Raw genomic sequence first — 24,935 nt, forward strand, 5'->3', positions numbered from 1 at the left:
ACGACGGTCGATCGCGGTATTCACTCTCCCCGCCCGCCGGATTCACCGTGTCGGCTCTCTGCTGCGTCAACACCCGGGAGCCGTTCCGCCCTGGCTACGCTGGGCGGATGACCGACCCGGACAGCGAGTGGCCCGCGACCCGTGTACGACTCCTCCTCGCCGAGGACCAGTCGATGGTCCGCGAGGCGCTGGCCGCACTGCTCGGCCTCGAACCGGACCTGGAGGTCGTCGCCCAGGCGGCCAGCGGCGACGAGGTGCTCCCGGCGGCCCGCGCGCACGCCGTGGACGTCGCCCTGCTCGACATCGAGATGCCCGGCATCAGCGGCCTGGACGCGGCGGCCGTGCTGCGCGACGAGCTTCCCGACGTGAAGGTCGTCATCCTGACCACCTTCGGCCGCCCCGGCTACCTGCGCCGCGCCATGGAGGCGGGAGCCGATGCCTTCCTGGTCAAGGACGCCCCGGCGGCCCGGCTCGCGGACGCCGTACGGCGCGTCCTGCGCGGTGAGCGGGTCATCGACCCCGTCCTGGCGGCCGCCGCACTCGCCGACGGCGCCAGCCCGCTGACCGGGCGGGAGCGCGAGGTCCTCCGGCGGGCCGACGGCGCCACCAACGCCGAGATCGCCGCGGAACTGCACCTTTCCCAGGGCACGGTCCGCAACTACCTCTCCCTCGCCATCCAGAAGACCGGCGCCCGCAATCGCACCGAGGCCGTCCGCACCGCCCGCGACAAGGGATGGCTGTAGCCCCCGGGGCCCTGGAGGACCTTTGCCCCTGTGCGCCGGAGCCGCACGTCCCGCAGGCTTGAACTGTTATGCCACACACCCGCCCGCCGGACAGCGGCGGCCGAGCCGCCGGACTGCTGATCCTCGCCGTCGTGCTCGTCGTGATGGTGGACACGACGACCGGCCCGGAGCTGCACATCTCCTCCTTCATGGGCATCGCCCCGCTGGTGGCCGCACTGCGCTGCTCGTACCGCTGGACGTTGGTCGTGGCGGCCGTCTACGTCGCATGCCTGACGTACGTCGACATCCTCACGGTGCCCGACTGGGCCCCCGCCAGCCGGGTCGTCGGCGTCTTCGGCACGGTCCTGGTGGCCGTCTTCGCGCTGGTGCTGTGCCGTACCCGGCTGGAGCGCGAGGCGCTGCACGCCCGGACGAGTCTGGTCGCCGACGCGGTGCAGCAGGCCGTGCTGCGCGAGCTGCCGCTGCGCGCCGGGTCCGTCGAGGCGTACGGCTTCTACATCTCGGCCCAGGAGGGCGCCCGGGTCGGCGGCGACATCTTCGAGGCCGTCGAGACGCCGCACGGGCTGCGGCTGATGATCGGCGACGTGCAGGGCAAGGGGATGCCGGCCATCGGCGCCGGGCTGGAGGTGCTGGCGTCGTTCCGTGAGGCCGCCCACCACCAGGACTCACTGGAGTCGGTCGCCGAGCGGATGGAGCAGGCGCTGACCCGCTACAACACCCGCTCGGTCGAGCAGGGCACCGACGAGCGCTTCGTGACGGCGCTGCTGATGGAGGTGCGCGGGCCCTCGAAGGGCTGGGTGCTCTCCTGCGGGCACATCCCGTACTACCTGGTGCGGCACGGCGTGGTGTCCGAGCGCAGCGACGGCGAGGGCGGACTGCCGCTGGGCCTGGGCACGCTGAGCCGCGAGCGGCGCCGGAGCGTACGGGTGCACCCGCGGCCCGACGACTGGCTCGTGCTGTGCACCGACGGCGTCACCGAGGCGCGCGGCGCGGACGGCGAGTTCTACCCCCTGCGCGAGCGGCTGGCCGCCTGGACCCACCTGCCGCCCCCCGACGTGGCCCGCGCGCTGCGTGCCGATCTGGAGGACTTCACCGGTGGCGACCTCAAGGACGACGCCACCGCGCTGATCGTGCGCCGCAGCCCCGCCGCCGCGGACCCCGCCGCGGCCGGCCGCGCGGAGCGGGCCGGTGGCCAGGAGACGGCCGGTGGCCAGGAGACGGCCGGTGGCCAGGAGACGGCCGGTGGCCAGGAGACGGCCGGCGGCCAGGAGACGGCCGGCGGGCCCGGGGCGACCGGGGGCCCGGCGGCCAGGGCGTCCGGCGGCCGGCCGCCGGCGCCCCCGCCGACCGTCCGACGGATCAGTTGAGCAGGGCGCGGGCCGCTGCGGCCTGCCGCCGGATCGCGGTCGCCGCGGTGGGGTCGACCGCCTCCACCACCTGTGCCCAGTCCTCCAGCTCGTCCGCCCCCGCGGTGAACTCGCCGCGCTGGACCAGCAGCTGGGCCCGCTCGTGGCGCAGCCGCGCCGGGTGCCTGGGCAGCAGCAGCGACAGCTCCAGCGCCCACAGCTGCACGGCGCTCTGCTCGGGGCGGGCCTGTGCCCAGGCCCGGATGTTGTTGAGGATCCGCAGCACGGTCTCCAGCGGACCGGCGGGCGTGAGCATCCCCGTGGTCAGCTCTTCGCCGGTGGCGCCCCGCACCAGCACACCGGCATCCTCCGCGGCGAGCAGCCGCCCACCCTCGAACGGGTCCACCAGCACATGCGCCCCGTGCGGGTCGCCGAGGCCGACGACGAAATGGCCCGGCAGCGCCACCCCGTACACCGGGGCCCCGGCCCGCCGGGCGACCTCCGTCCACACCACGGACAGCAGGATCGGCAGGCCGCGTCGGCGCCGCAGCACCTCGTGCAGCAGCGACGACGCCAGCCGCCGGTAGTCGGCGGGCGAGCCGCCGAAGCCGCAGCGGGCGCCGAGCAGTTCGGCGAGGTTACGGGCCCAGGCGCCGGGCCCGCCGGTGGGGGCGTACGGGAGCAGGCCGGCCAGCCGGTCCAGCTCGATCTGGGCCTCGTCGATGCCCCGCTCGTCCAGCTCCGGGTCGGCCTCCGCGGCGATCAGCAGGCACAACAGGGCGAGGTCGGGCTTCTCCGCCCGCGCCGCCTCGGCGAACTGCTGCCGCCGCGCGGCGCGGGCGCCGTCCGCCTCGAACTCGGATTCCTTGGCCATGACAGGGGGACACCCGCTCAGCTTGCGGCGCCGGGCAGGGCCCGCCGGTAGTGGTAGTGGTGGTGGTCGGTGAACCCGAGCCGGTCATAGAGCGCACGGGCCGCGTCGTTGTCGTCCTCGACCTGCAGATATGCGGCCGACGCGCCCTCGTCCAGGGCCCGCTCGGCGAGCGCGGCCATCACCAGCGTGGCCAGTCCCCGCCGTCGCTGCGCCGGGGCGACCTCGATGGCCGCAAAGCCCGCCCAGCGGCCGTCGACGACCACCCGGCCGATCGCCGCGGCCCGCCCGTCGGCGCCCGGCACCGTCGCGAACCACACCGACGGGCCGCCGGTCAGCACCGTCAGCACGTCCGCGGTGTCCTGCGGCGCGGCCGTCGTGTCCGCGCCGATCCGGTGGTACATCCCGAGCCACGCCGCGTCCGGCTCCCGGGTCAGGACGACCCGGGTGGGGGCACCCCCGGCCGAGCCGGCGAGAGTGTCCGCCTCCGTATCGGCGAGCGGTGCCAGCGCGGCGGTCCGGACCACGGTGTGCCGCTCGGCCGTCCAGCCTCGCTCCGCCAGGTGGGCCGCCAGCTCCTCCTCGGTGTCCGCCCGCCCGGTGGCGACCACGATCACCGGGGACAGCCCGCGCTCGCCGTACCACCGCTCGATCCGCTCCAGCGCCGCATCCAGCGCCATGCCGGGGTCCCCGAGGGGAAGTACGGAATTGGCCCGCCGGGTGAAGCCCCCGGAGGCCCGCAACGTCCAATCCCCGAGACGTTCCGTCTCAACAGCCGGCCAGCCGCGTGCGGCGACCTCCTGGAGCTCGCGGGCGTCGGCCGCGGGGCCTCTTCTGCGGGCCGGTTGTGCGGGGACGGTCCTGGCCGCGACCAGCGAGGACTCGTCGATCCGAACGATCTCGCCGCCCCGTCGTGTGATGCTCAGCACACCCGCGTTCCAGGATGTGAGAACGCCGACCGCGTCCGTGTATGCGGCCTCCCCGGGACCGCCCCCTGTCCGGCGTCGAACAGATACCCTTTTGCCCACGTCAGCAAGGGTGATCCGGACTTCCGCGCGACCGCCGGCCATGAATTCCATCGCTCTTCCCGCCCCTCTTGTTCGTCTCGTGCCCGGGAACGGAGATACTAGGTGGCGGGCATCGACGACGCCGCGCTCCCGCGCGCCCAGCGGCGGTACTGCCTATCGGACCGCCGGCCCTACTGAGGAGGAACGACAGCGTGACCTACGTCATCGCGCAGCCTTGTGTCGACGTCAAGGACAAGGCATGCATCGAGGAGTGCCCCGTCGACTGCATCTACGAGGGTTCCCGGTCCTTGTACATCCACCCGGACGAATGTGTCGACTGTGGTGCGTGTGAGCCGGTCTGCCCCGTTGAGGCGATCTTCTACGAGGACGACACTCCGGAAGAGTGGAAGGACTACTACAAGGCGAATGTGGAGTTCTTCGACGAGCTCGGTTCGCCCGGTGGTGCCAGCAAGCTCGGCCTGATCGAGCGGGATCACTCCTTCATCGCAGCGCTGCCGCCGCAGAACCAGTAGCACCCCGGAGGAGGGGAGGGAGCCCGCCCGCTCCCTCCCGCCCCCGTGGTCACCAGCGGTCGCACGGCGCCGCCCGGTCCCGTACGGCCTCGTTGCCGTACGGGGCCGAGGCATTTCCGCCGTCGGCCCCCGCGTCACCCGCCTGAGAAAGCGAGCACCGATAGTGGGCGCAGTTTCATCCCGTCTCCCCGTATTCCCCTGGGACCGGCTGGAGCCGTACAAGACCACCGCCGCCGCACACGCCGACGGCATCGTCGACCTCTCCGTCGGCACCCCGGTCGACCCCGTGCCCGCGGTGGTCCAGCAGGCGCTGTCCGACGCGGCGGACAGCCCCGGCTATCCGACGGTGTGGGGCACGGCCGCGCTGCGCGACGCGCTCACCGGATGGGTCGCCGACCGCCTGGGCGCCCCCGGCCTGGCGCACACCAACGTGCTGCCGGTCGTCGGCTCCAAGGAGCTGGTGGCCTGGCTGCCGACCCAGCTGGGCCTGGGGGCCGGCGACAAGGTGGCCTACCCGCGCCTGGCCTACCCCACCTACGAGGTCGGCGCCCGCCTGGCCGGCGCCGAACCGGTCGTCTACGACGACCCCACCGCGCTCGACCCGACCGGCCTGAAGCTGCTCTGGCTCAACTCGCCCTCCAACCCCACCGGCCGGGTCCTGACCGTCGACGAGCTGCGCCGCACCGTCGCCTGGGCCCGTGAACACGGTGTGCTCGTCTTCAGCGACGAGTGCTACCTCGAACTGGGCTGGGAGGCGGACCCGGTCTCCGTCCTGCACCCGGATGTCTGCGGCGGCTCCCTGGAGGGCATCGTCGCGGTCCACTCGCTCTCCAAGCGCTCCAACCTCGCCGGCTACCGCGCCGCCTTCCTGGCCGGCGACGCCGCGGTCCTGGGCGAGCTGCTGCTGGTCCGCAAGCACGGCGGCATGATGGTCGCGGCGCCCGTCCAGGCCGCCACCGTCGCCGCCCTCGGCGACACCGCCCACGTCGCCGAGCAGCGCGCCCGCTACGCCCGCCGCCGCGAGGTCCTGCGCACGGCCTTCGAAGCGGCCGGCTTCCGCATCGAGCACAGCGAGGCATCGCTCTACCTCTGGGCGACCCGCGACGAGCCCTGCTGGGACACCGTCGCCGCCCTCGCCGAGCGCGGCATCCTGGTCGCGCCCGGCGAGTTCTACGGCACCGCGGGCGAGCGGTTCGTCCGGATCGCCTTCACCGCCACCGACGAGCGCGTCGACGCCGCGGTGCGCCGCCTGGCGGGGTGAGTGCGGCCTGCGTGCGAACGCGCCGGGGCCCGGGGAGAAGATCTCCCCGGGCCCCGGCGCGTGTGCGAAAGGTCAGTGACCGACGACGACCGGCAGGCCGCCGAGCAGGCCGAGGGGGCCGTGGGCCTTGTGGGCCGGCGCCGCGGCGGACGTGCTCTTCTTGGCGGCCTCGGCTGCCGCACGCGTCGCCTTGACCGCGCCGTAGTGTGCGGCCGGGTCGAGCTCCTTGACGACCGGGCCGGTGGCCTTGACCACGGCCGGGGCCACGGTCACCGCGGCCTCCTTGCCCGCCGCGTTCAGCAGGCCGGCACCGGTCTTGGCGGTGTTGTCCAGGGTCTGACCGGCGCTCGCCGAGTCCAGGGTGCTCAGTCCGCCCAGGTCGGGTGCCTTGGGCGGGGTTGCGGCCTGGGCCGAGCCGGCCGCCGCCACCACGGGAGCGGCACCTGCGGCAACGATCAGGGCGGCTCGGGCGATCCGACGCGTAACGGGGTGGGACATGGTGCTCCTTTTACGGAGAGGGACTCGTACTTCTGACAGATGTGCCATGTCCGCCGGGCGGACGCAGTGACTACCGCTTCAGGTGCCCGAAGGTTGCGGTGAACTCAGGTAAAGAGTTGGCAATGTGTCACATAAACGACATCTGTCGAGCCGGGTGATGTGTGCGCCGCGTGGGGGTGTGCGGAAACGTCACGTCGCTTCCGGGGTGCGGAATTACCGGAAGGCGTCGGACGGTTCGGAGCAAGTCCCGGACGGTGAAAGGGAGTTGCCGCCCCATCCCCGTTCGGGGGGTCGGGCGGACTAGCGTGCGGTGACGAGGTGGACGTCCCCGGTTCCCGAGCCGGAGGCGGACGGCCTCTTCTGCCAGCCCTTCCCCGAATCGGCCGCCGACCACGTCCGCCCGGCGTAGGAGATCTGTTCGATACGCAACTCCGCGGAGTGCGCCATCGCCCAGGTCGCCAGCTCCCAGCCCCGCTGCGACCGGTCACCGACGGCGTCCGTCGCGCCGTGCCGCACCGGCACCGTCACACTGCGCCGGCCGCCGGCCGCCGCCCGCCCGCCGATCCCGTCCGCGGACGGCAGCACCTCGGGCCCGAACTCCCGCACCAGCTTCTCCCGCACCTGGGCGACACCGCCCGTCCGCCCGTCCACGGGGCGGCTCTGGCTGCACACCATCGCCGCGTGGTCACGGCCGGTCAGCGCCCCGGTCAGCCGCGCGGCATTCGCCTCGTGCTTCGCGTACGCCTGCGGATAGCCGCTGCGCTGCACCCTCTGCGCGGCGGCGGTCAGCGGCAGCCGGGAATAGCCGGGCACCTTCGCCAGATGGGTGTAGAACTCCCCGGCCGAATAGACCGGGTCCATGATCTGCCGCACGGTGCCCCAGTCCTGGGAGGGCCGCTGCTGGAAGAGGCCGACCGAATCGCGGTCGCCGAAGTCGATGTTGCGCAGCCCCGACTCCTGCATCGCCGTCGCCAGCGCGATCGTCACCGCCCGCTCCGGCAGCCCCCGCGAGGACGCCACTGCCGAGATCGTCGCGGCGTTGGCCGCCTGCTCGGGGATCAGCTCGTACGGCTCGGCGTCGCCCTCGGCCTGCACCAGGCAGTGCGGCGCACCGGGGCCGCCGGTGATGTACTGCACCACCAGATAGACGGCCAGCCCGATCAGCACGGCGACGGCCGCGGCGATGCGCCAGCGGCGCTTGCGGAAGGAGGGGGCTTTGGGCTGGGCGGACACGGGGCCACCGTACTGGAGTGCGGCCGATAGGGTCGGACCCATGGAGCGCCCCGCACACCACCCGGCCCTGGACCTCTCGCTCGACGCCGCAGCGCTCACCGCGCGGCTGGTCGACTTCCCGTCCGTGAGCGGCGACGAGAAGGACCTCGCCGACGCCGTCGAGCACGCCCTGCGCGCCCTGGAGCACCTGACCGTCGACCGGTACGGCAACAACGTCGTCGCCCGTACGAATCTGGGCCGCGCCGAGCGGGTGGTGCTCGCCGGACACCTCGACACCGTGCCGATCGCGGACAACGTCCCCTCCCGCCTGGACGAGGACGGCGTCCTGTGGGGCTGTGGCACCTGCGACATGAAGTCCGGGGTCGCCGTCCAGCTGCGGATGGCCGCCACCGTCCCCGCACCCAACCGTGACCTGACCTTCGTCTTCTACGACCAGGAGGAGGTCGCGGCGCACCTCAACGGCCTCGGCCATGTCGCCGACGCCCACCCCGACTGGCTCGCCGGCGACTTCGCCGTCCTCCTGGAGCCCTCCGACGGCCAGGTGGAGGGCGGCTGCCAGGGCACGCTGCGGGTCCTGCTGCGCACCACCGGGGAGCGGGCGCACTCCGCGCGCAGCTGGATGGGCGCCAACGCCGTCCACGCCGCCGCCCCGATCCTGGCGAAGCTCGCCGCGTACGAGCCGCGCCGCCCGGTGATCGACGGCCTCGAATACCGCGAGGGCCTCAACGCCGTCCGCGTCGAGGGCGGCGTCGCCAACAACGTCATCCCCGACTCCTGCACGGTCACCGTCAACTTCCGCTATGCGCCCGACCGCACCCCCGAGGAGGCGCTGGCCCACGTCCGGGAGGTCTTCGCGGACTGCCCGGTGGACGAGTTCGTCGTCGACGACCACTCCCCGGGCGCGCTGCCCGGCCTGTCCCACCCGGCGGCCAAGGCGTTCATGGAGGCCGTCGGCGGCAGCGCGATGCCCAAGTTCGGCTGGACCGACGTCTCCCGCTTCAGTGCGCTGGGCGTCCCGGCCGTCAACTACGGGCCCGGCTACTCCCTGCTGGCACACAAGAAGGACGAGCGGGTCGAGGTCGACCGGATCCTGCACTGCGAGGAGCGGCTGCGCTCCTGGCTGACGGCCTGACCGCCGGGCTCCGACCGCCCGCGGACGGCCCTCCGCCTGCACTTACCCGGCTATACCGGCCGAATTCCCTTCCGTGCCCGGTGCGTGGATCTACGCTGAAGCGGCAACGATCTGCCAGCGGAGGGAGCACGTCATGGCCAGTCCCGAGGGAGCACCGGTCCCCGAGGAGCAGCGGCTGGGTCCCGTCCTGCGCCGTCACGACCAGGTCCAGACCGGCACCACCGACCAGCGGCTGCTGGATTCCGAAGGCCCCTCCGAGTGGGTGCACACCGACCCCTGGCGCGTGATGCGCATCCAGTCGGAGTTCGTGGAGGGCTTCGGCGCGCTGGCCGAGCTGGGCCCGGCCGTCAGCGTCTTCGGCTCCGCCCGGACGCCGCAGGACTCGGCGGAGTACGACGCGGCGGTGCGCATCGGCGCGGCCCTGGTGAAGGCCGGGTTCGCGGTGATCACCGGCGGTGGGCCGGGTGCCATGGAGGCGGCCAACAAGGGAGCCAACGAGGCCGGCGGGGTCTCCGTGGGCCTGGGGATCGAGCTGCCCTTCGAGCAGGGCATGAACCCGTACGTGAACCTCGGCGTCGACTTCCGCTACTTCTTCGTGCGCAAGACGTGCTTCGTGAAGTATGCGCGCGGGTTCGTCGTCCTCCCCGGCGGTCTGGGCACCCTGGACGAGCTCTTCGAGGCGCTCACCCTCGTGCAGACCCGCAAGGTCACCCGCTTCCCCATCGTGCTGTTCGGCTCGGCGTACTGGAGCGGGTTGATCGACTGGCTGCGCGGCACCCTCATCGCCCAGGGCAAGGCGTCCGCGCACGACCTGGAGCTCTTCCACGTCAGTGACGACGTGGACGAGGCGATCGCCCTGGTGACCAAGGAGGTCGGGATCTAGGGTCTTTCGCTCGGGCCGGGCACCGCGAGCCCGGCCCGCCCCGGACGGACCCGGAGGCCCCGGTGCTCGGGCCCGTGGCCTCAGGCCAGCCCCCGGCGGGCCACCGCCGGTGGCCGGTGGCCCGCGATGGAGGCCACCATCTCCAGTACCTGCCGGGTCTCGGCGACCTCGTGGACCCGGTAGACCCGGGCGCCCAGCCAGGCGGAGACGGCGGTGGTCGCCAGGGTGCCCAGCAGCCGTCCCTTGACCGGCATGTCGAGCGTCTCGCCCACGAAGTCCTTGTTGGAGAGCGAGACCAGCACCGGCCATCCGGTCGCCGCCATCTCGTCCAACCGGCGGGTCGCCTCCAGGCTGTGGCGGGTGTTCTTCCCGAAGTCGTGCCCCGGGTCGATCAGGATCCCGTCGCGGGGTACGCCCAGCTCCACGGCCCGCTCGGCCAGACCGAGGGTCACCCGCAGGATGTCGGCCATCACGTCGTCGTACGTCACCCGATGCGGGCGGGTACGCGGTTCGGCGCCCCCCGCGTGGGTGCACACCAGGCCGGCGCCGTACCGCGCCGCGACCTCGGCGAGCGCCGGATCCACGCCGCCCCAGGCGTCGTTGAGCAGATCGGCGCCGGCCTCACAGACCGCCTCGGCGACCTCGTGCCGCCAGGTGTCGACACTGATCACCACCTCGGGGAAGCGCTTGCGCACCTCGGCCACGAAACCGACCGTGCGGCGGGCCTCCTCCTCGGCGCTCACCTCCTCGCCGGGGCCGGCCTTGACGCCGCCGATGTCGATGATCGCGGCGCCGTCCGCCACCGCCTGCTCGACGCGGGCCAGCGCGGGCTCGTCGCGGAAGGTGGCCCCCTGGTCGTAGAAGGAATCCGGGGTCCTGTTGACGATGGCCATGATCACCGGTTCATGGTCGCCGAACTCGCGATTTCCCAGCCGCAGCATTCCCGCACTCCCTCTCCGTGGTCCGGGAGCGACCCTAACCGTCGGACCCGCATGGCACGATCAGTGCAGACACATAGTCCGGGGAGTTGGTCGTGTTCTGGTTCTTGCTGATCGCGATGGTCGTGGTGGTGGCCGCGGTCACCCTCGTCGTCGTGGGCGGCGGCGACGGCGGCGAGGGCGGTGGGCTGCGGGACGCCGAGCCGGACCGGCTGCACGACCCGCTGCCCGGTGACCGGCCGCTGAGCCGCGCCGATGTGGAGGCCGTCCGCTTCCCGGTGGCCGTCCGCGGCTACCGCATGGACGACGTCGACGACACCCTGGACCGCCTCGGCGCCGAGCTCGCCGAGCGCGACGCCCGGATCGCCGAGCTGGAGGCGGCGCTGGCCGGGGCGCATGCCGCGGCACTGGGCGGGCCCGGGCCCGGACCGATACGGCACACCCAGGCCGCCCCCGCACCGGACGCACGTCCCGGCACCGGGGAGCGGACCGCCGCCGAGCACGACACCGAGGACGACACCGAGGACGACGGGGGACGGGCATGAGCGGCGTGGTGACGGCTCCGGACGGCGTTCCGCGCTGTCCGTGGGGGATGGAGTCGGAGCGGATGGCCGACTACCGCGAGTACCACGACACCGAGTGGGGCCTGCCGGTCCACGGCGACGATGCGCTCTTCGAACGGATGAGCCTGGAGGCGTTCCAGTCCGGGCTGTCCTGGATCACGATCCTGCGCCGCCGCCCCGGGTTCCGGGCCGCGTTCGCCGGTTTCCGGATCCCCGAGGTGGCGCGGTTCACCGACGCGGACGCCGAGCGGCTGCTCGCCGACGCCGGCATCATCCGCAACCGCCTCAAGATCGCCGCGACGATCAACAACGCCCAGGTGGCCGCCGAGCTGGCCCCCGGCGAACTCGACGCCCTGATCTGGTCCTTCGCCCCCGACCGGGCCGCCCGCCCGGTGCCGCACACCCTCGGTGATCTGCAGCCGGTGACCCCGGAGTCGACGGCGCTCGCCAAGGACCTCAAGAAGCGCGGCTTCCGCTTCGTCGGCCCCACGACCGCGTACGCCCTGATGCAGGCGTGCGGTCTGGTCAACGACCACCTGGCGGACTGTCACGTCCGGGGGGCGGTGGAGAAGGCGGCCGGCTGAGCCGGCGCGCCCGTCCGGTGCCGGGCGGCGCGCCACCGGTCAGCGGCCCAGGAAGACCGGCTTCTCCTTCTTCACGAACGCCTCGACCGCGATGCGGTGATCCTCCGAGGCCCCCGCCCGGACCTGGAGCTCGTCCTCCTTGCCGAGGGTCTCGGCGAGCGAGTGCCCGGCCCCGTAGGCCAGCGATTCCTTGAGTGCCGCGTACGCGGCGGTCGGACCCTGGGCGAGCCGACGGGCCACGGCCGCCGCCTGGTCGGCCAGCTCGGCCGCCGGGACGACCTTGTTGGCGATGCCGAGGGCGTACGCCTCCTGCGCGTCGATGCTGCGCGGGAAGAGCAGCAGATCGGCGGCCCGGCCGTGGCCGATCAGCCGGGGCAGCGTCCAGGACATCCCGGAGTCGGCGGTCAGCGCGACGCCCGCGAAGGAGGTGTTGAAGGAAGCGGAGTCGGCGACGACGCGGTAGTCCGCGGCCAGCGCGAAACCCGCGCCCGCGCCCGCCGCGACCCCGTTGACGCCCGCAACGACCGGCTTGGGCATCTCGGTGAGCGCCGTCACGATGGGGTTGTAGTGCTCGCGCACGGTGTTCATGGTGCTGCCCGAGCCCTTCGCCCGGTCCTCGGCGAGCAGCCCGATGTGTTCCTTGAGGTCCTGGCCGACGCAGAAGGCGCGCCCGGTGGCCGTCAGCAGTACGGCCCGCACGGCCCGGTCGGCGGCGGCCTCCAGGAGTGTGTCCCGCAGCAGGACCTTCGCCTCCGTGTTCATCGCGTTCATCGCGTCGGGGCGGTTGAGCGTGATCGTCGCGAGTCCGTCGGTCACGTCGTAGAGCACGGTGTCGGCCATAGTGGAGTCCCCTCCGTCGCGGCTCTCAACTGCCCGGTAATGGCAGTCAGCGCTCAGGATGCCGGAGATCATCGGCCGTCGGCATGTGACGTACGTCAAACAACTGGGGTGCGTCGGACGTCGGTAGGCGGCGCAGTATCGCAGCCACCTCCCCGAATTGGGTGGTTTTGGCCGAGCGCGTTGCACAAGGGATGCTCCCCGATGTTGGTCATCGGGTCGTTCGATGCGGGATAATGGCCTGGAAGCAATGTGTTCGATGCCGGTGACACGCGCCTATCAGGGCCGTCGGCTGAGATGAGCTGGTTTCAGGAAGGGGAACGAGCATGGCGGCCATGAAGCCGCGGACGGGCGACGGCCCGCTCGAGGTGACCAAGGAGGGGCGGGGCATCGTCATGCGCGTTCCGCTCGAAGGCGGCGGGCGGCTCGTCGTCGAGCTGACCCCGGACGAGGCCAAGGCGCTGGGTGAGGCTCTGGACAAGGTCACCGTCTGACGAGGGCGGAACAATCGCTGCGGTTCCCCGGGGGCTGACCCCGGTACCCCCAGCCGAGTACCCCGGCCCCGGCAGGCGGCGCGCAGATGTGGCGCGCCGCCTGCCGGGGCCGTTTCATCGCCGGGCTCGGGGTTGCGGGGGCAACGGGGACGGTGGGGCCACCGGGAGGCGGAGCCGCGGGAAGCGGCGGGGATGTGCCGGGCCGCGGAGCGGTCAGCCGCGCTTGACCGCGCAGAGCAGGCCGTCGCCCACCGGCAGCAGGGCCGGCACCAGCGTGGTGCTCTCCCGTACGGCGCGCAGGAGTTCGCGCAGCCGAAGTACTTCCGCGGGCTGCACCGAGGAGTCGACCGTGCGGCCCTCCGCAAAGGCGCCCGCGAAGCACACCAGGCCGCCGGGACGCAGCAGCCGCAACGATTCAGCGAGGTATTCCAGGCATTCCGTCAGGTCCCCGTCGCAGAAGACGAGGTCGTATCCGCCGTCCGCCAGCCGGGGCAGGACGTCCAGTGCGCGGCCGGGGATGAAGCGCGCACGGTTGCCGGCGAATCCCGCTTCGCGGAAGGCCTGCTTGGCGAAGGTCTGCCGCTCCGGTTCGAGATCGACGGTGGTGAGCACGCCGTCCGGCCGCATGCCGTGCAGGAGGTAGATGCCCGACACGCCCGTGCCGGTGCCGATCTCGGCGACCGCCTTGGCGTCCGCGGTGGCGGCGAGCATCCTCAGGGCCGCGCCGGTACCGGTCGTCACCGTACGGATCCCGGCTTCCCGTGCCCGCTCCCGGCACCAGACGAGGGCGGCCTCGGCACTGTCGTCGATGGTCCCGGCGCCGTACGCCTCGGCGAATGCCAAGTTCGTCTGCCGGTTGCCGGTAATGGCCTTCTCCTGTCCCCGTAGTTGACGCAACCGTGACTGTATCCGCTGCGCGCGGGAACCCGCAGATGGGACCGGGCGTTAACAAGGGCAGGGGGAAAGGCAGGGGGGATGCACCGGTGAAGACGGCACGAGACACGAATCAGGACCGGAGGCAGGGCCAAATGCAGGTCAAAACTGCTTATCCGGAGCTAACGGGCGAGGTGGATATGGTAGGGGCTCTACTGGACACCACCAGAGCCACCAGGGGAGGTGCGGCTGCGGCGGGTGACCGAAAAGTGCCGAGGCGCTTGAAATGGTCGTTCGCCGAGCCGAAATCCGTGACAAACACCGCTGACAGCTTCCGCACCGCCGATTCCGCAACCACCGCGACGTTCGCCGAGGACGCGGATCAGGCGTGGACTCCGCCCAGCTGGGAGGAGATCGTCAGCACCCACAGTGCACGGGTCTACCGCCTCGCCTACCGCCTCACCGGCAATCAGCACGACGCCGAGGACCTCACGCAGGAGGTGTTCGTCCGCGTCTTCCGCTCGCTGTCGACGTACACCCCCGGCACCTTCGAGGGCTGGCTGCACCGCATCACCACCAACCTCTTCCTGGACATGGTCCGGCGCCGCCAGCGCATCCGCTTCGACGCGCTCGGTGACGACGCCGCCGAGCGGCTGCCCAGCCGGGAGCCCTCGCCGCAGCAGCAGTTCAACGACACCCACTTCGACGCCGATGTGCAGCACGCGCTGGACACCCTGGCGCCGGAGTTCCGCGCCGCCGTCGTGCTGTGCGACATCGAGGGCCTCTCCTACGAGGAGATCGCGGCGACGCTCGGCGTCAAGCTCGGCACGGTCCGCAGCCGGATCCACCGCGGCCGCTCCCATCTGCGCAAGGCGCTCAAGCACCGCTCCCCGGCGGCGCGCGCCGAGGAGCGCGAGCAGCAGCGGTCGCTGGCCGTGGCCGCCACCGGGGAGGTCGGGATCGCGTGAGCCTCAGCGGCGGTCCGTCCCCCGCCGAGCATCACCTCGGCGACCGCCTCGCGGCCCTGGTCGACGGCGAATTGGGGCACGATGCGCGCGAGCGGGTGCTCGCGCATCTCGCGACGTGCGGAAAGTGCAAAGCAGAAGCCGACGCCCAGCGGCGGCTGAAGAGCGTGTTCGCGCAGGCGGCGCCCCCCGGCCCCTCCGAGGGCCTGCTGGCGCGCCTGCAAGGACTGCCCGGCGGCGATCCCGGCTCTCCCGTCGGCCGGCTCGGCGAGGGCGGCCTGGGGCGCGGAGACTTCGCCAGGGGCGGCGGCCCCTTCGGCTACGCCCCCGGCAGCGGCCACGGCAGCGGAAGCGGCCGGCGGGCCGATCGTGCGATGCCCGGCCTGGCCGCGCAGCCGCGGCAGCGCGGCTTCCGGGTCCACGAGGCCGAGCGGCCCGCCCCGCAGCGGCGCCGGTTCGCCTTCGCGGCGGCCGGTGCGGTCTCCCTCGCGGCCTTCGCGCTCGGCGGCGCCCTGCCGCTGGAGGCTGCGGTGGACACGCCCGGCGGCCGCACCGCCGACGCCGGCGGCACGGCCGTCACCCCGCTCAGCGCCACCCCCGCGGCGGGCAGCGATCCGCTGGCCCGTAGCGGCGAGGTGCTCGCGGCGGCGGAGCAGGCGCGCACCGGCACCGGCCGGCAGCGCGGCGTCCCCACCGTGGCCCCCGCCCCCAGTGCCATGAGCCTGTTCGCACCCGGTGCGGCGTTCTCGCATCGTGCGCCGGCCCCGCACGCGGCCGGGCGATTCGGGCTGTCACCCCTGATAGCCGGGACGGCTCCGGCCTCGCCGTACCACTTCCCCCCGGTGACCGCCGAGCCCGGCAAGGGGTCGGCCCGTGGGATTCCCCCGCTTCCGCCCCTGGAGCCCAAGCGCCCGCTGACCGCCTCCGCCGCCCCGGTGGGCCCCGCCGTGCCCGACACCGCTCCCGGTCGGCGCTGACCGCCCACTGCGCAGCGCCGCCGGGAACTGGTTGAATCCCTGTGGGCGGCGCACCCCGGAGTCCGGGGCGCGGGCCGCGAGGTGGCGGTGGCCCGCGCGTGGGCGCGGGCGAAAAATGGGGAGAGCATGGACGACGGGAAGGCCGCCGGGCCGAAGCTGAAGTGGTGGAGCCGCCCGGGACGCCCGGCGGCGCAGCCGTCCGCCGGGGCCGGACCGCAGATGCCGGCGCCTCCCGTCGGCCGCGCGGCCGAGCCGCCCGCCGCGGACTCGGGGGACGAGGACTGGACCGTCCGGCCACCGGCCGGCGCGAGCGGCGCAGCAGACGGGCCCACCGGCCCCTTGGCTACCCCGGATCCGGCCGGGACGGCCGAAGTGCCCACCGACATCGACGCATTCGCCATGGCCCCGGCGGCGGACGCGGGCGGGACACCGGGCACGGGCACGGGCACGGGCCGGGAGCGGCCCGAGCCCGCGACCGTGACGCTCGGCAAGCCGGCCCCGGCCGCACCCGAGGGAGCGGTGGCCGGCCCGGCCACCGCCGAGGCCGGCGCGGACGGCGTGCCTCAGCGCCGCCGGCCGCTGCACGCCGAGGACCCGTACGGCACCCCGCCCTACGGCGGCCCCGGGCCGTGGGCCCCCGCCCCGCCCGTACAGCGCCCGATGACGACTCCGGCGCAGGGCACCAGGATCCCGCCGTACGCGATGCCCGCGCAGGCCCCGGCGCCGGGCGCCGCCTACCCGGGCCCGCCCCCGCAGCCGCCCGCCACGGCCGGCGCCGGGCCGGCGGCGCCCGCCGCACCCGGCGCGCCCGCCCCGCATCCCGCCGTCGACGCGCCGGCCGTACCGCCGGCGCCCGCCCCCACCGGCGACGGCCGCCCCGCGCCGCACGAGCCCGCGGGCCCCCCGCCCGGTGGACCGCAGAGCGCGCCGCCACCCGCCCCGGAGCCGGCCCCCGCCGCCACCGCGGGTGCGGAGGCCCCCGAGACCACCGCTTTCGTGCCGCACCCCGGCGACGGCGGCCCCCGCGCCGCCGGCAGCCGGGCGGCCGGGCCGGGCGCCCCCGTCGCGTCCCCCGCCGCACCCCCCACCCTCGCCCCGGCCGGGGCCTGGCAGCAGTACGACCCATGGAGCGCCCCCCAGCACGGCGGGCCCGCCGCACCCCCGCCGCCCGCCGGCCGGCGCGGCCGGCGCGCGCCGCTGGTGGCCGGCGCGGTCGTGTTCGCGCTGCTCGCCGGCGGGGTGGGCGGCGTCATGGGCGCGTACATCGAGCGGTACGGCGGCATCAGCGACATCAAGCTCCCGCAGGCCGGGGGCGACAACGGGGCCCGCAACCCCGACAGCGTCGCCGGGATCGCGCAGCGGGCCCTGCCCGGGGTCGTCACCCTCCACGTACGGGGCAACGCCGAACAGGGCACCGGCACCGGCTTCGTCCTCGACCGCGAGGGACACATCCTCACCAACAACCACGTCGTCGAGCCGGCCGGCACCGGCGGCGAGATATCGGTGACGTTCAGCGGCGGCCAGACGGCCAAGGCCAGGGTCGTGGGGCAGGACGGTGGCTACGACCTCGCCGTCGTCCAGGTGGAGGGCGTCGCCGGACTGCGGCCGCTGACCCTCGGCAACTCCGACTCGGTACGGGTCGGCGACCCGGTCGTGGCCATCGGCGCCCCGTACGACCTCGCCAACACCGTCACCTCCGGCATCATCAGCGCCAAGCAGCGGCCGATCACCGCGGGCGGCCAGAAGGGCGACGGCAGCGATGTGTCCTATGTCGACGCCCTGCAGACGGACGCCCCGATCAACCCGGGCAACTCCGGCGGCCCCCTGGTGGACGCCGAGGCGCGGGTGATCGGCATCAACAGCGCCATCCGGGCGGCCGACAGCGGCAGCGGCCCGGAGGGCGGCGGCCAGGGCGGCAGCATCGGGCTGGGCTTCGCCATACCGATCAACCAGGCCCGGCGGGTGGCCGAGGAGCTGATCAACACCGGCCGGGCGACGCACCCGGTGATCGGCGTCACGCTGGAGATGGAGTACGGCGGGGACGGCGCGCGGGTCAGCGACCGGAGCAAGGACGGCAAGGCGGCGGTCACCGAGGGCGGCCCCGGCGCCAAGGCCGGCCTCAGGGCCGGCGATGTGATCACCCGGGTGGACGGCGCGACGGTGCACAGTGGCGAGGAGCTGATCGTGAAGATCCGCAGTCACCGGCCGGGCGACACGCTACGGCTGAACCTGCGACGGGGCGGAAAGGAACGGGCCGTCCGGCTGACACTCGGCTCAGCCTCCGGCGGCTGATCGTTTGCGCCGTGTTGGCCCGGGTGACTCCCGCCAGGCGCGGCGGGCCAGGTACCGTGATAGTCGGCCTGGCCCCTAGGCCATCGAAGGCCGCGGATAACCAAGGAGCTGCAAGGTGTTCTTCGACATAGGACCCCTCGAGCTGGTGGCGCTCGTGATCCTTGCGGTGCTCATCTTCGGGCCGGACAAGCTGCCCAAGGTCATCAACGACGTCATGGGCTTCATCCGTAAGGTGCGCGCGTTCTCCGACAGCGCCAAGGAGGACATCCGCAGCGAGCTGGGCCCGGAATTCAAGGACTTCGAGTTCGAGGACCTCAAGCCCAAGAACTTCGTCCGCAAGCACGTCCTGGAGAAGGACGAATACGGCCTCAAGGACCTCCAGGAGATCCGGAACGGCTTCGACTTCCGGTCGGAGATGGCCGATCTCGAGGACGTCGTGCACGGCCGCGACGACTCCTCCGACGCGTCCGCGGGACCCTCGAACGGCGCACGCCTCAACCTCTCCAAGGAATCCCCGGCCGGCGCCTCCGGTGGCCCGGACCTGGTCAAGCGCGGTGTCGAGGGGCAGCGGGCGGAGCGTCCGCCGTTCGACGCCGACGCCACCTAGTACTCCCGTATGCCCGGCTGTGTTGACCCCAATGACTATGCTCCCGGTGTCCGGGGTGAGGACGCCTGAGGGGGGCGGGCCGCCCATGACGCAGGGCAACAAGGAGGCGCCGCGCAGATGGAGACGACGAGTCCGACACCGACCCGTGGGGTGCCGGCCGACGCCGGCCGGAAGGTCGACGGCTATCTGCTGGCCGCGTTCCCGTGGTACGGCCTCGACGAGGCGTTCACCGGACCGCGCTGGCTGATGCAGGTCGGCGCGGCCGCGGACGGCACCGTCGAGCACGGTGCCACCGGCCACGGCCAGGAGCCGACCATAAGGGTGGAGACGGGCCAGGACGAGGACCGTTTCGCGGTCGTGGTCACCGTCGCCAGCCGCCCCGTGCGGCGCAGCGCCGACGGCACCGGTGTCCTGGAGGCCACGTCGGTCTCGACGGCCGCCTGGCTCGCCGGGTCCGGGCTGCTCGCGCAGACCTGGCCGTCCCACATGGACCGCACGCTGCGCCAGGACTGGCTGGACCAGCAGACGACGATTGCCTGGGAGCTGGCCGACGACCTCGCCGGCGAGAGCTGGAACGAGCTGACGCTGCCGGTGGACGGCGTGCCGATGCCGTTCCGCTACCGCGAGTCCGAGTACGGCTGGGTGCTGGCCGGCTCGTCGAGCGACGGCCCCGAAGGCGTGCACATCGGCGCGTACGGCCGCGGGATGAGCGCGTACGGCCTGGGCTTCTCGGTCGTCAAGGACCTGGCGGCGTACGAGGGCTGAGCGCCCACGGCAGAAGGGGCGGACCCGAGCGGGCCCGCCCCTGCGGCGTAGGGGAGTCGCCTCCCGGCGCCGTCAGAACTTGTTGCGCGGCGTGATGCCGAGCGACATCCCCGACAGGCCCCGCTGACGGCCGCCCAGCTTGCCCGCGATGGTGCGGATCGCCGAACCGGCGGGGGAGTCCGGGTCGGTCAGCACGACCGGCTTGCCCTCGTCGCCGCCCTCGCGCAGCCGGACGTCGATCGGGATGGAGCCCAGCACCGGAACCTGCGTGCCGGTGGTCTTCGTCAGGCCCTCGGCGACCCGCTCGCCGCCGCCGGTGCCGAACACGTCGACCATCTCGTCGCAGTGCGGGCAGGGCAGCCCGGACATGTTCTCGACCACGCCGACGATCTTCTGGTGGGTCTGCACGGCGATCGAACCGGCCCGCTCGGCGACCTCGGCGGCGGCCTGCTGCGGGGTGGTGACCACCAGGATCTCGGCGTTCGGCACGAGCTGCGCCACCGAGATGGCGATGTCGCCGGTGCCCGGGGGCAGGTCAAGCAGCAGGACGTCCAGGTCGCCCCAGTAGACGTCGGCGAGGAACTGCTGGAGGGCGCGGTGCAGCATCGGGCCGCGCCAGACCACCGGGGCGTTGCCCGGCGTGAACATGCCGATCGAGATGACCTTCACGCCGTTCGCCGACGGCGGCATGATCATGTTCTCGACCTGGGTGGGCTTGCCGTAGGCGCCCAGCATGCGCGGCACCGAATGGCCGTAGATGTCGGCGTCCACGACACCGACCTTCAGGCCGTCGGCGGCCATCGAGGCGGCGAGGTTGACCGTCACGGACGACTTGCCGACGCCGCCCTTGCCGGAGGCCACGGCGTACACCCGGGTCAGCGAACCGGGCTGGGCGAACGGCACCTCGCGCTCGGCGGTGCCGCCGCGCAGCGACGAGGCGAGCTCCTTGCGCTGCTCGTCGCTCATCACGTCCAGCTCGACGGCGACGGAGGTGACGCCCTCGACCCGCTCGACGGCCTCACGCACATTGCTGGTGATCGTCTCGCGCATCGGGCAGCCGGAGACGGTGAGGTAGACCACGACCGCCACCGCGCCGTCCGCCGCGATGTCCACCGATTTGACCATCCCCAGTTCGGTGATGGGGCGGTGGATCTCGGGGTCGTTCACCGTCGCGAGCGCGTCGCGGATCGCGTCCTCGCTCGGCGCGCCGGCGGCGGGGGGAGTGTCGGTAGCCATGTCCCGATGGTACGGCGCTGGAGCGGGCCTCCGGTAAGGCCGTCAGCGGTCGCGTTCGTCACTCTCCGCCCCGGCCCCCCGGCGCAGTTCCAGCTCCCGCATCCGGTCCTCCAGCTCCGAGCGGATCCAGTCGCGGGTGGCGACCTCACCGAGGCCGAGCCGCAGCGCCGCGATCTCCCTGGTGAGGTACTCGGTGTCGGCGATGGAGCGCTCGTTCTGCGCCCGGTCCTGCTCGTGGGTGACCCGGTCGCGGTCGTCCTGCCGGTTCTGCGCCAGCAGGATCAGCGGCGCCGCGTACGAGGCCTGCAGCGACAGCGCCAGCGTCAGGAAGATGAACGGGTACTCGTCGAATCTCAGATGGCCGGGCGCGACGACGTTCCAGCCGATCCAGACGATGACGATGACCGTCATCCAGACGATGAACCGGCCGGTCCCCAGGAACCGCGCGATCTTCTCCGACAGCCGGCCGAACGCCTCCGGGTCGTACTCCGGCCAGAACGTCCGGCGCGGCGCGCGCGGCTGGTCCAGGCGCACACGTGGCCGGTCGGGCGTGCTGCCGCGCCGCACCGCGGAGGCGCCGTGCGCCCGCGCCCGGTCCCTGGCGCCGTCCCGTTCCTCAGCCCCCATCCACGGCCCCCCGCAGCGCGTCCGCGTCGGCCGCGGGCGTGCCGTGCATCTCGGCCTCCCGCCAGTCGTCCGGCAGCAGATGGTCCAGCACGTCGTCGACGGTGACCGCACCCAGCAGGGAGCCGCTCTCGTCCACGACCGGCGCGGAGACCATGTTGTACGTCGCCAGATAGCTGGTCAGCTCGGGCAGCGGGGTGTCGGGCGTCAGGGCCGGCAGATCGGTGTCGGCGATGGAGCTGACGAGGGTGAACGGCGGGTCGCGCAGCAGCCGCTGGAAGTGGACCAGGCCCAGGTACTTGCCGGTGGGCGTCTCGTCGGGCGGCCGGCAGACGTACACCTGGGCGGCGAGCGCGGGGGAGAGGTCGGGGTCGCGGACCCGGGCCAGCGCGTCCGCGACGGTCGCGTCCGGGCGCAGCACGATCGGCTCGGTGGTCATCAGACCGCCCGCGGTGCGCTCCTCGTACGACATCAGCCGCCGCACGTCCGCGGCCTCCTCGGGCCGCATCAGGGTCAGCAGCCGCTCCTTCTCGTCCTCCGGGAGCTCCGAGAGCAGATCGGCGGCGTCGTCCGGGTCCATCGCCTCCAGGACGTCGGCGGCCCGCTCGTCCTTCAGCTTGCCGATGATCTCGACCTGGTCGTCCTCCGGCAGCTCCTCCAGCACGTCCGCCAGCCGGTCGTCGGCGAGCGCCGCGGCGACCTCGACGCGCCGCTTGGAGGAGAGGTGGTGCAGGACGCCCGCGAGGTCGGCCGGCCGCAGCTGCTCGAAGGTGGCCAGCAGGTTCTCCGCGCCCTGGCCGTGCTCCTCCAGCGAGAAGCCGGTCACCGCCGACCACTCCACGGTCAGCGCCTCTCCCTTGCGACGCAGCGCACCGCCCTTCCCGCGCCGTACGAAGACCTTGTCGATCTCCCAGTCGCGGCGGGCCGGGAGCTGGATGATGCCGATGTCGAGGACGGTGACCTCGTCGCCGGTCTCCACCAGGCGGACCCGGCGGTCCAGGAGTTCGCCGAGCACCAGCGTCTCGGAGGCGCGCTGTTCGAAGCGCCGCATGTTGACCACGCCGGTGGTGATGACCTGGCCGGACTCCACGCCGGTGACCCGGGTCATGGGCAGGAAGATCCGCCGCCGCCCGGCCACCTCGACGACCAGGCCGAGCAGCCGCGGCGGCCGGGCGCCGACGCGCAGCATCGCCACCAGGTCACGGACCCGGCCCACCGGGTCGCCGTTGGGATCGAAGACGGCGATACCGGAAAGATGGGAGACGAAGACCCGGGGAGTGACCACCGCCATGAGCAGCGCCTCCCTTTCTCCCGTGGTGCCCGGAATGAGTCCTCAAGTCGGGTTCAGGCTAACGCGCCCGGACCGGCGGCGTCCCGGGGAGGGAGGCCGTACGGTGGCCGTTCGCCGGGCCCGGCGGCCCGCCCGTCCGGCCGTATGGGTGTGCTGCCACCGCCCGGCCGAAAACCGCGCACGGCCCGGGTACGCTGCCGTACTGCTGTCGAGGTCACCCGCATCAGGAGGCAGAGCCGACGTGACTGCTACCCCCTTGGGGACGCGCCCCCGATCCCGGACCGGCCGCCGTCGCGCAGGACGGGCGGCGCTCGCCGGTGCGCTGTGCGCGGGACTGGCCGTGGCGCTCGCGGGCTGCGGTGCCGAGGACCCGGACGCCGGCACCAACGGCGTCGGCAAGCTGCCCGCCGCCAAGATCGAGTCCAAGGCGCAGGCGGCCGCCAGGCAGGCCGACACGGTCCGGCTCTCCGGCAAGGTCGTCAGCCAGGGCAGCACCTACGCACTCGACATGCGGCTCGCGAAGAACGGCGCCCGGGGCGAGCTGAGCACCAAGGCGGCGTCCTTCTCGCTGCTGCGAGTCGGTGACGCGCTCTATCTGAAGGCGGACGCCGCCTTCTGGGCCGGCGAGAAGAACAGCAGGTCCGGTGCGCCCGACGAGTCCGCCGCGGCCAAGCTCGGCGGGAAGTACGTCAAGGTGCCCGCCGCCGACCCGGTGTACCGGCGCTTCAGCGGCTTCACGGACAAGGACACGCTGTTGGGCAGCCTGCTCGGACTGCACGGCAAGCTCGCCACCGGGGACCGCAGCGACATCGGCGGGGTCCGCGCCGTCCGTGTCACCGCGGCCGCGGGCTCCGGCGGCACCCTGGACGTCTCCCTGGAGGGCACGCCCTACCCGCTGCGGATGGAGCGTGCGGGCGGCGCGGGCGTGGTCCGGCTCGCCGACTGGGGCAAGGGCGTGGATCTCCGGGCCCCGGCCAAGGACCAGGTCGTCGACTACGGCTCCCGCGTCTCGGGGAAGGGCTGAGGCCCCGCCCCGCAGGTGTCCGCCAGGGCCTGTCACGGGCCCTGGCACGGCCCTGGGAGGTGTCCGCACAGTCCCGCCCGGTCCGCGACGCCTGGCACGGCGCCTCGCCGCGCTGTCGGGATCGCCCACGTGGACCCGCTACGAGGACGACTCTCCGCCTAGCCCTTGCGCCCGCGCCGCAGCAGCTTCGGCAGCGCGGCGGGAACCGGCCGGCGGGTGATGGCGGGCGTCGCGGGCGGCGGCGCGGCGTGCGAGTCCGCCGGCATCCGGCCGGGCCGCTGGGTGGCCTCCGCGTCGGTCGGCTCCAGCCGCAGCACCCGGCACTCGCGCGCCCAGCGCTCCGTGATGGTTTCCGCGTCCGGGGCGTTCAGCCGCTTGCCCTTGAGATCCTCGACCGCGCTCCGCCACGCCTCGCTCGTCGGCGCGGGCTCGCTGACCCTGGCCTGCCAGGTGACCAGCCGGCCGCCCTTGTCCTTGCTGCGCACGGTGACGGTGGCGGTGGCGCCGTCGGTCAGCCCGAGGTCGGCCAGCGGCTGTTCGCCCGGGCCGTCGCCGATGAGGCAGGCCGCGCCGTCGTGCCACAGGTGCCACAGCGCACGTGCCGGGCCCGTCGTGCCCCGCACCCAGATCAGGCCGGACTTCTTCGTGGCCTCTTCGATGAGCGCCCGATCCTGCAGGGCCTGCGACACGGTCTCCGTCATGCGGATCAGCCTAATGGGCGCGCACGTCGCCGCCGGGGGCCGCCCGGTACGGGGGCGGGACCTCAGGCGAGGAACGCGCGGGCGAATCCGGCCAGATTTCGCGGGCAGGCCCATATCTCCCGGGTGAGCCGGCCCTCGTACCAGGACATGCGCCACTCGTCGGGCTCGTCCTCCCGGTCCGCCGGGTCCCCTCCGTGGCCCTCCGCACGCTCGGGGTGGGCCAGCAGTTCCAGGACGGCGGGGAAGTTCTCCAGCTCGCTGTCCTCGGGGACGTCGTCGCAGGGGTGCGCGGGATGGCCGCAGGCGGTGTCGCCCAGGGCGGCGGCGACCTGCTCCATCACCTCTCGGACCCGGCGCTCGGACGGAGCGTGCGGCCGGGCGTAGCTGACATAGCCGCCGATGTAATAGAGGCCGAGCGTCCACAGGGCCCGTGCGTCCCCACCGGCCGCCAGGCTCGCCTCCAGGTGGCGCGCGCACTCCAGCACGGAGTGCCGGGCCGCGCCGAGGAAGGAGTAGCCCTGATGGATCTCCTCCCACCCGCCGAGCAGGCCGTCCCACTCCTCGGGCGTGGCCGGCGCCTCGACGGGCACCGTCCGCTCCTCGTCGTAGCACTGCTCCTCAAGGGCCTGTGAACTTTCCTCGCTGCTCATACCCCGA

At 73.5% G+C, this 24,935-nt stretch carries 27 protein-coding genes; 15 read left to right on the top strand and 12 right to left on the bottom strand.

Annotated features, from left to right (window positions below; genetic code table 11):
- Nucleotides 1-107 precede the first annotated feature (107 nt).
- Both ACGFML_RS03050 and ACGFML_RS03055 read left to right on the top strand, forming a co-directional pair.
- The gene (locus ACGFML_RS03050) at nt 108-743 is read left to right on the top strand and encodes a response regulator transcription factor (RefSeq protein WP_393539328.1); all 636 of its coding nucleotides are present in this window, start codon (nt 108-110) and stop codon (nt 741-743) included.
- Nucleotides 744-811: 68 nt separating this feature from the next.
- Complete coding sequence (locus ACGFML_RS03055; protein WP_393539330.1) at nt 812-2,110, top strand: PP2C family protein-serine/threonine phosphatase; 1,299 nt, start codon at nt 812-814, stop codon at nt 2,108-2,110.
- Here ACGFML_RS03055 and ACGFML_RS03060 read toward each other — a convergent pair.
- Nucleotides 2,103-2,963: a transglutaminase-like domain-containing protein gene (locus ACGFML_RS03060; protein ID WP_393539332.1), complete on the bottom strand. Its 861-nt coding sequence runs from the start codon at nt 2,961-2,963 to the stop codon at nt 2,103-2,105. The two genes, ACGFML_RS03055 and ACGFML_RS03060, sit on opposite strands and share 8 nt — an antisense overlap.
- Nucleotides 2,964-2,980: 17 nt before the next feature.
- Nucleotides 2,981-4,039, bottom strand: a complete 1,059-nt coding sequence (locus ACGFML_RS03065; RefSeq protein ID WP_393539335.1) for a GNAT family N-acetyltransferase — start codon at nt 4,037-4,039, stop codon at nt 2,981-2,983.
- 140 nt (nt 4,040-4,179) lie between these two features.
- Between ACGFML_RS03065 and fdxA the strand changes: the two genes are divergently transcribed.
- Entirely contained in the window at nt 4,180-4,500 is a 321-nt protein-coding gene (fdxA, locus tag ACGFML_RS03070; RefSeq protein WP_016642910.1) for a ferredoxin, read from the top strand.
- Between the two features lie 163 nt (nt 4,501-4,663).
- Nucleotides 4,664-5,761, top strand: a complete 1,098-nt coding sequence (gene dapC / locus ACGFML_RS03075; protein WP_393539338.1) for a succinyldiaminopimelate transaminase — start codon at nt 4,664-4,666, stop codon at nt 5,759-5,761.
- Nucleotides 5,762-5,833: 72 nt separating this feature from the next.
- Here the strand turns inward: dapC and ACGFML_RS03080 are convergent, their stop codons facing one another.
- Together ACGFML_RS03080 and ACGFML_RS03085 are read right to left on the bottom strand one after the other, a co-directional pair.
- Nucleotides 5,834-6,259, bottom strand: a complete 426-nt coding sequence (locus ACGFML_RS03080) for an ATP-binding protein (RefSeq protein ID WP_393539340.1) — start codon at nt 6,257-6,259, stop codon at nt 5,834-5,836.
- 300 nt (nt 6,260-6,559) lie between these two features.
- Nucleotides 6,560-7,492 (bottom strand): heavy metal transporter, encoded by a 933-nt coding sequence (locus tag ACGFML_RS03085; protein ID WP_393539342.1) that lies wholly within the window; start codon nt 7,490-7,492, stop codon nt 6,560-6,562.
- 40 nt (nt 7,493-7,532) lie between these two features.
- On the opposite strand from ACGFML_RS03085, the gene dapE reads away from it, so the two are divergent.
- Both dapE and ACGFML_RS03095 read left to right on the top strand, forming a co-directional pair.
- Nucleotides 7,533-8,624: a succinyl-diaminopimelate desuccinylase gene (gene dapE / locus ACGFML_RS03090; RefSeq protein ID WP_393539344.1), complete on the top strand. Its 1,092-nt coding sequence runs from the start codon at nt 7,533-7,535 to the stop codon at nt 8,622-8,624.
- Between the two features lie 133 nt (nt 8,625-8,757).
- Nucleotides 8,758-9,507, top strand: a complete 750-nt coding sequence (locus ACGFML_RS03095) for a TIGR00730 family Rossman fold protein (RefSeq protein ID WP_393539346.1) — start codon at nt 8,758-8,760, stop codon at nt 9,505-9,507.
- A gap of 80 nt (nt 9,508-9,587) precedes the next feature.
- Here the strand turns inward: ACGFML_RS03095 and folP are convergent, their stop codons facing one another.
- The gene (folP, locus tag ACGFML_RS03100) at nt 9,588-10,448 is read right to left on the bottom strand and encodes a dihydropteroate synthase (protein ID WP_393539348.1); all 861 of its coding nucleotides are present in this window, start codon (nt 10,446-10,448) and stop codon (nt 9,588-9,590) included.
- A 92-nt stretch (nt 10,449-10,540) separates the two neighbouring features.
- Here folP and ACGFML_RS03105 point away from each other — a divergent pair, with 92 nt between their 5' ends.
- Together ACGFML_RS03105 and ACGFML_RS03110 are read left to right on the top strand one after the other, a co-directional pair.
- On the top strand, nt 10,541-10,990 hold the full coding sequence (locus tag ACGFML_RS03105) for a DivIVA domain-containing protein (RefSeq protein ID WP_393539350.1): 450 nt from the start codon (nt 10,541-10,543) through the stop codon (nt 10,988-10,990).
- On the top strand, nt 10,987-11,592 hold the full coding sequence (locus ACGFML_RS03110) for a DNA-3-methyladenine glycosylase I (protein ID WP_393539352.1): 606 nt from the start codon (nt 10,987-10,989) through the stop codon (nt 11,590-11,592). Before ACGFML_RS03105 ends, ACGFML_RS03110 begins: the two co-directional genes overlap by 4 nt.
- 39 nt (nt 11,593-11,631) lie before the next feature.
- Here ACGFML_RS03110 and ACGFML_RS03115 read toward each other — a convergent pair whose 3' ends face one another.
- The gene (locus ACGFML_RS03115) at nt 11,632-12,432 is read right to left on the bottom strand and encodes an enoyl-CoA hydratase/isomerase family protein (RefSeq protein ID WP_393539354.1); all 801 of its coding nucleotides are present in this window, start codon (nt 12,430-12,432) and stop codon (nt 11,632-11,634) included.
- A 323-nt stretch (nt 12,433-12,755) separates the two neighbouring features.
- On the opposite strand from ACGFML_RS03115, the gene ACGFML_RS03120 reads away from it, so the two are divergent.
- Nucleotides 12,756-12,923, top strand: coding sequence for a DUF3117 domain-containing protein (locus ACGFML_RS03120; RefSeq protein WP_006603288.1), 168 nt, complete (start codon nt 12,756-12,758; stop codon nt 12,921-12,923).
- 213 nt (nt 12,924-13,136) lie between these two features.
- Here the strand turns inward: ACGFML_RS03120 and ACGFML_RS03125 are convergent, their stop codons facing one another.
- Entirely contained in the window at nt 13,137-13,820 is a 684-nt protein-coding gene (locus tag ACGFML_RS03125) for an O-methyltransferase (protein WP_393539356.1), read from the bottom strand.
- A gap of 176 nt (nt 13,821-13,996) precedes the next feature.
- On the opposite strand from ACGFML_RS03125, the gene sigE reads away from it, so the two are divergent.
- The 5 genes from sigE (at nt 13,997) to ACGFML_RS03150 (ending at nt 19,402) form a co-directional block, all read left to right on the top strand.
- On the top strand, nt 13,997-14,764 hold the full coding sequence (sigE, locus tag ACGFML_RS03130; protein ID WP_393539358.1) for an RNA polymerase sigma factor SigE: 768 nt from the start codon (nt 13,997-13,999) through the stop codon (nt 14,762-14,764).
- Complete coding sequence (locus ACGFML_RS03135; RefSeq protein WP_393539360.1) at nt 14,761-15,738, top strand: zf-HC2 domain-containing protein; 978 nt, start codon at nt 14,761-14,763, stop codon at nt 15,736-15,738. The genes sigE and ACGFML_RS03135 overlap by 4 nt, the downstream gene beginning before the upstream one ends.
- A 126-nt stretch (nt 15,739-15,864) precedes the next feature.
- Nucleotides 15,865-18,030 carry a trypsin-like peptidase domain-containing protein gene (locus ACGFML_RS03140; RefSeq protein ID WP_393539362.1) on the top strand — a complete coding sequence of 722 codons (2,166 nt, stop codon included), beginning with the start codon at nt 15,865-15,867 and terminating at the stop codon, nt 18,028-18,030.
- Between the two features lie 115 nt (nt 18,031-18,145).
- Nucleotides 18,146-18,637, top strand: a complete 492-nt coding sequence (locus ACGFML_RS03145; RefSeq protein ID WP_393539364.1) for a sec-independent translocase — start codon at nt 18,146-18,148, stop codon at nt 18,635-18,637.
- A gap of 117 nt (nt 18,638-18,754) precedes the next feature.
- Complete coding sequence (locus ACGFML_RS03150; protein ID WP_393539366.1) at nt 18,755-19,402, top strand: hypothetical protein; 648 nt, start codon at nt 18,755-18,757, stop codon at nt 19,400-19,402.
- 72 nt (nt 19,403-19,474) lie between these two features.
- On the opposite strand, the gene ACGFML_RS03155 is transcribed toward ACGFML_RS03150, so the two are convergent.
- From ACGFML_RS03155 to ACGFML_RS03165, 3 genes are read right to left on the bottom strand one after another with little or no spacing between them, the layout of a single operon-like run.
- Nucleotides 19,475-20,638 (bottom strand): Mrp/NBP35 family ATP-binding protein, encoded by a 1,164-nt coding sequence (locus ACGFML_RS03155; RefSeq protein WP_393539368.1) that lies wholly within the window; start codon nt 20,636-20,638, stop codon nt 19,475-19,477.
- A 42-nt stretch (nt 20,639-20,680) separates the two neighbouring features.
- Nucleotides 20,681-21,265, bottom strand: a complete 585-nt coding sequence (locus ACGFML_RS03160) for a DUF1003 domain-containing protein (protein ID WP_393539370.1) — start codon at nt 21,263-21,265, stop codon at nt 20,681-20,683.
- Entirely contained in the window at nt 21,255-22,553 is a 1,299-nt protein-coding gene (locus ACGFML_RS03165; protein WP_393539372.1) for a magnesium transporter MgtE N-terminal domain-containing protein, read from the bottom strand. Before ACGFML_RS03165 ends, ACGFML_RS03160 begins: the two co-directional genes overlap by 11 nt.
- A gap of 241 nt (nt 22,554-22,794) precedes the next feature.
- Here ACGFML_RS03165 and ACGFML_RS03170 point away from each other — a divergent pair, with 241 nt between their 5' ends.
- Complete coding sequence (locus ACGFML_RS03170) at nt 22,795-23,577, top strand: hypothetical protein (RefSeq protein WP_393539373.1); 783 nt, start codon at nt 22,795-22,797, stop codon at nt 23,575-23,577.
- Between the two features lie 158 nt (nt 23,578-23,735).
- On the opposite strand, the gene ACGFML_RS03175 is transcribed toward ACGFML_RS03170, so the two are convergent.
- Nucleotides 23,736-24,278: a hypothetical protein gene (locus ACGFML_RS03175; protein ID WP_393539375.1), complete on the bottom strand. Its 543-nt coding sequence runs from the start codon at nt 24,276-24,278 to the stop codon at nt 23,736-23,738.
- Nucleotides 24,279-24,340: 62 nt separating this feature from the next.
- Nucleotides 24,341-24,928, bottom strand: a complete 588-nt coding sequence (locus ACGFML_RS03180; RefSeq protein WP_393539377.1) for a hypothetical protein — start codon at nt 24,926-24,928, stop codon at nt 24,341-24,343.
- Between the last annotated feature and the right edge of the window lie 7 nt (nt 24,929-24,935).

Origin of the sequence: Streptomyces sp. NPDC048650, from assembly GCF_043199095.1 — a bacterium.
In the GTDB taxonomy this organism is placed as follows: domain Bacteria; phylum Actinomycetota; class Actinomycetes; order Streptomycetales; family Streptomycetaceae; genus Streptomyces.

Coding starts and splice junctions, on each gene's coding strand:
- ACGFML_RS03120 (WP_006603288.1), top strand. CDS start 12,756: ATGGCGGCCATGAAGCCGCGGACGGGCGACGGCCCGCTCGAGGTGACC.
- ACGFML_RS03060 (WP_393539332.1), bottom strand. CDS start 2,963: ATGGCCAAGGAATCCGAGTTCGAGGCGGACGGCGCCCGCGCCGCGCGG.
- ACGFML_RS03160 (WP_393539370.1), bottom strand. CDS start 21,265: ATGGGGGCTGAGGAACGGGACGGCGCCAGGGACCGGGCGCGGGCGCAC.
- ACGFML_RS03110 (WP_393539352.1), top strand. CDS start 10,987: ATGAGCGGCGTGGTGACGGCTCCGGACGGCGTTCCGCGCTGTCCGTGG.
- ACGFML_RS03150 (WP_393539366.1), top strand. CDS start 18,755: ATGGAGACGACGAGTCCGACACCGACCCGTGGGGTGCCGGCCGACGCC.
- sigE (WP_393539358.1), top strand. CDS start 13,997: ATGGTAGGGGCTCTACTGGACACCACCAGAGCCACCAGGGGAGGTGCG.
- folP (WP_393539348.1), bottom strand. CDS start 10,448: ATGCTGCGGCTGGGAAATCGCGAGTTCGGCGACCATGAACCGGTGATC.
- ACGFML_RS03080 (WP_393539340.1), bottom strand. CDS start 6,259: ATGTCCCACCCCGTTACGCGTCGGATCGCCCGAGCCGCCCTGATCGTT.
- ACGFML_RS03050 (WP_393539328.1), top strand. CDS start 108: ATGACCGACCCGGACAGCGAGTGGCCCGCGACCCGTGTACGACTCCTC.
- ACGFML_RS03055 (WP_393539330.1), top strand. CDS start 812: ATGCCACACACCCGCCCGCCGGACAGCGGCGGCCGAGCCGCCGGACTG.
- ACGFML_RS03140 (WP_393539362.1), top strand. CDS start 15,865: ATGGACGACGGGAAGGCCGCCGGGCCGAAGCTGAAGTGGTGGAGCCGC.
- ACGFML_RS03180 (WP_393539377.1), bottom strand. CDS start 24,928: ATGAGCAGCGAGGAAAGTTCACAGGCCCTTGAGGAGCAGTGCTACGAC.
- ACGFML_RS03155 (WP_393539368.1), bottom strand. CDS start 20,638: ATGGCTACCGACACTCCCCCCGCCGCCGGCGCGCCGAGCGAGGACGCG.
- ACGFML_RS03065 (WP_393539335.1), bottom strand. CDS start 4,039: ATGGAATTCATGGCCGGCGGTCGCGCGGAAGTCCGGATCACCCTTGCT.
- dapE (WP_393539344.1), top strand. CDS start 7,533: ATGGAGCGCCCCGCACACCACCCGGCCCTGGACCTCTCGCTCGACGCC.
- ACGFML_RS03175 (WP_393539375.1), bottom strand. CDS start 24,278: ATGACGGAGACCGTGTCGCAGGCCCTGCAGGATCGGGCGCTCATCGAA.
- ACGFML_RS03165 (WP_393539372.1), bottom strand. CDS start 22,553: ATGGCGGTGGTCACTCCCCGGGTCTTCGTCTCCCATCTTTCCGGTATC.
- ACGFML_RS03095 (WP_393539346.1), top strand. CDS start 8,758: ATGGCCAGTCCCGAGGGAGCACCGGTCCCCGAGGAGCAGCGGCTGGGT.
- ACGFML_RS03115 (WP_393539354.1), bottom strand. CDS start 12,432: ATGGCCGACACCGTGCTCTACGACGTGACCGACGGACTCGCGACGATC.